4 protein-coding genes are annotated in these 2,760 nt (G+C 40.1%); 3 read left to right on the top strand and 1 reads right to left on the bottom strand.

What is annotated here, in order from left to right:
- The first annotated feature begins 9 nt into the window (after positions 1–9).
- Positions 10–948, top strand: a complete 939-nt coding sequence (locus VN429_RS00730; protein WP_325628716.1) for a cation diffusion facilitator family transporter — start codon at positions 10–12, stop codon at positions 946–948.
- Positions 949–953: 5 nt separating this feature from the next.
- Here VN429_RS00730 and VN429_RS12515 read toward each other — a convergent pair whose 3' ends face one another.
- Positions 954–1,247, bottom strand: coding sequence for a TFIIB-type zinc ribbon-containing protein (locus VN429_RS12515; RefSeq protein ID WP_414675283.1), 294 nt, complete (start codon positions 1,245–1,247; stop codon positions 954–956).
- Positions 1,248–1,313: 66 nt separating this feature from the next.
- On the opposite strand from VN429_RS12515, the gene VN429_RS00725 reads away from it, so the two are divergent.
- Together VN429_RS00725 and VN429_RS00720 are read left to right on the top strand one after the other, a co-directional pair.
- The gene (locus tag VN429_RS00725; RefSeq protein WP_325628714.1) at positions 1,314–1,757 is read left to right on the top strand and encodes a hypothetical protein; all 444 of its coding nucleotides are present in this window, start codon (positions 1,314–1,316) and stop codon (positions 1,755–1,757) included.
- Positions 1,758–1,803: 46 nt separating this feature from the next.
- Positions 1,804–2,757 (top strand): diacylglycerol/lipid kinase family protein, encoded by a 954-nt coding sequence (locus VN429_RS00720; protein ID WP_325628712.1) that lies wholly within the window; start codon positions 1,804–1,806, stop codon positions 2,755–2,757.
- The last annotated feature ends 3 nt before the right edge of the window (positions 2,758–2,760 follow it).

The raw sequence follows: 2,760 nt of genomic DNA, 5'->3' as shown, positions 1-2,760 counted from the left end.
GATAAAAACATGGCAAACAACTCTCAATCAATTCATACGGAAAAAGAAAAGATAGCCCTTCTTTCGGTAGGTTCTAATACATTTCTGGTCCTTCTAAAACTAATCGTTGGATTAACCCTTGGATCAATCAGTATCATATCTGAAGCAATCCACTCGGGAATGGACCTTCTAGCGTCAATTGTAGCCTATTTTTCAGTGAAAAAATCTGCACTCGCTCCAGATGATGATCACTCCTTTGGGCATGGCAAATATGAATCTGTATCAGGAATGTTTGAGGCTATACTCATCTTTGTTGCTGCAGTTATAATCATATATGAAGCAGGCGGGAAAATTCTTGAACCAACAGCCGAACCAATGGATCCAACACTCATGCTCGCAGGTATCGCTGTTATGGGAATATCAGCGCTTGCAAATGCTTTTGTTTCATCGCGGCTGATGAAAATCGCGAAGAAAACCGAGTCTATCGCTCTCGAAAGTGATGCCTGGCACTTACGGACAGACGTGTATACATCGGTTGGAGTCCTTGCAGGTTTGGTCTTAATCAGGCTAACTGGGATTACCATTCTGGATTCAATTGTGGCCATTGGTGTCGCTCTTGTAATTATGAAGGCAGCATATGATCTCACACAAAAATCATATAAGGATCTCATAGATTGTAGCCTCACAGATGACGAAATCAAAAGGATTACGACAATTATCTGCGAACATTATTCAGATTATGTTAGTTATCACGGACTCCGGACAAGAAGAGCTGGGCCGGAGATATTTATCGAATTTCACCTCGTCGTAGATAAATCTGTATCGGTGGAGCAATCACATGATCTTACCGATCACCTTGAGGATGATTTAAAACTCGAATTTCCTCGTGCATATGTCACGATCCATGTAGAACCCAACACTGGAGAGAATGCACATAAGCCATCGCTGTGTGAGAATACCTCAAAATAAAGTTATCAGAAGAGATCATCAAAGAATGACTTCTTTTTATGGCTCTTTACAGAGTGATGATCGTCATACGAATGATCATCACTATGGTCATGTTCATGCTCTGAGTGCTTCACATGGTTCGAATTGTATCCTCTATCAGAATATTCTGGATTCTGATGGGATCCTTGCATCCCGTTATTTAATAATTGGTCCAATTTCCCTTTCTCAAGCCAGATACCTCTACACTGAGGGCAATAATCGATAGAAATGGACAACCTTTCGCCCATAAGGAGATCAACATTGCAAACCGGACACTTCATATTCACAATCGTAATATCATTTACATGATGAGAGATAGAGTTTCTTCATCATCACTAAGGTGCAGTATGAAAAACATTTACAGCGTATTTCTGCTTGGAGTATTGGTTATCGGATCAATTGGTGTATCTGGGTGTACCTCTATGGTAAACTCACAAGACCTGGCGTTTTTAAGTTCATTGCAGGAATTTCAAAATGAGTCAGTAACCAGAATCGGACATATTAACGAGGATGTAAAGATAAAAGAGTGGAATTCAGTAAAAAGTGAGTTGAACGGATATCAGGGAGTAATTAAAACTGAGATTGATCATCTGAATTCAATGCAGGTTTCAGAAAAAGTGGTCCCGATTCGTAATCAGGCAGTAACTGCACTGAAAAAGCAAGAAGTCATAATTAATCAGATTCAGAACCTCTCTGAAATCAACGAGTCAGTAGTATCGAACCTGGCCAGTGATTATCTTTCTGATGCAATCCATGCTGTTGCATCATCAGCACTGTCTGGAAAGGAATAAATTTCTTTTTTGCATCAAAATCATAATCGCCAGACAATTCGGCAATATGAAATCTAAAAGAGAACTGGAACTAATAATTCGCAGCGAAAAAAAGGCTGTTCTCATTGTAAATACCCATTCGCGAAAAGGTGAGAAACTCTTTTTTAGGGCAATGGACCTCCTGAATCAAAAGGGCATTGATGTTATCGAATCCTATCCGGTTCGGAAACCTGAACGAATGAAACAGATTGTTCAGGATAGTATCAATAAAGGTCATTCACTGATCATTGTAGGAGGAGGAGATGGTACACTAAACACGATTATGGAATCTTTTGTTAATCGTGATGTAGTTCTTGGGATTCTTCCTTTGGGAACTGCCAATAATTTTGCCAGATCTATGGGTATTCCAATGACCCTTGAAAGGGCTGTTGACATTATCGCTGATGGAAAAGTCGTGGATATCGATCTCGGAATGATCAATGATCAGTATTTTATCAACATTGCCACGATTGGTTTTTCCCGCAATGTGATCTCTGCAACGCCGAGGGTTTTTAAAAAATATCTTGGTGTTTTGTCATATCTTTTGTACGAGATCAAATATCTCCTGTCTCAGCAACTTTTTGTCTGTGAAATTTCAAATAATGAGGTTAAAAAGAGATTCCAAACAAGACAGTTGATTATAGCAAACGGAAGTTTTTACGGAACCCGCAAGATATCCCCTGAAGCCCACATTGACAATAATACTCTCCTAATCTTTGCAATGGACTCTATGAGCAGATGGCAGGGATTGAAATTCTGGATCGGGTTCTTACTGGGACGGCATCTATCATTTCCTGAATCTCGCCTCTTCCAGGTTGAGTCTGCGTATATTGAGACAGTCCCACTGAAGTATGTGATTCTCGGAGGAGAGAAAGTCGCCAGAACACCGATTCAGATATCTGTTGATCAGGCCGCAGTTAAGATTATGGCAGCAGAATCATTCCGGGATCATGATGATATTCTTGCTGAAAGATCAGGCTAATAT

It is taken from the genome of Methanospirillum sp., from assembly GCF_035560735.1.
In the GTDB taxonomy this organism is placed as follows: Archaea; Halobacteriota; Methanomicrobia; order Methanomicrobiales; family Methanospirillaceae; genus Methanospirillum.
Note: the sequence above shows the minus strand (reverse complement) of the source record. Positions and strands in the feature narration are given on the sequence as shown.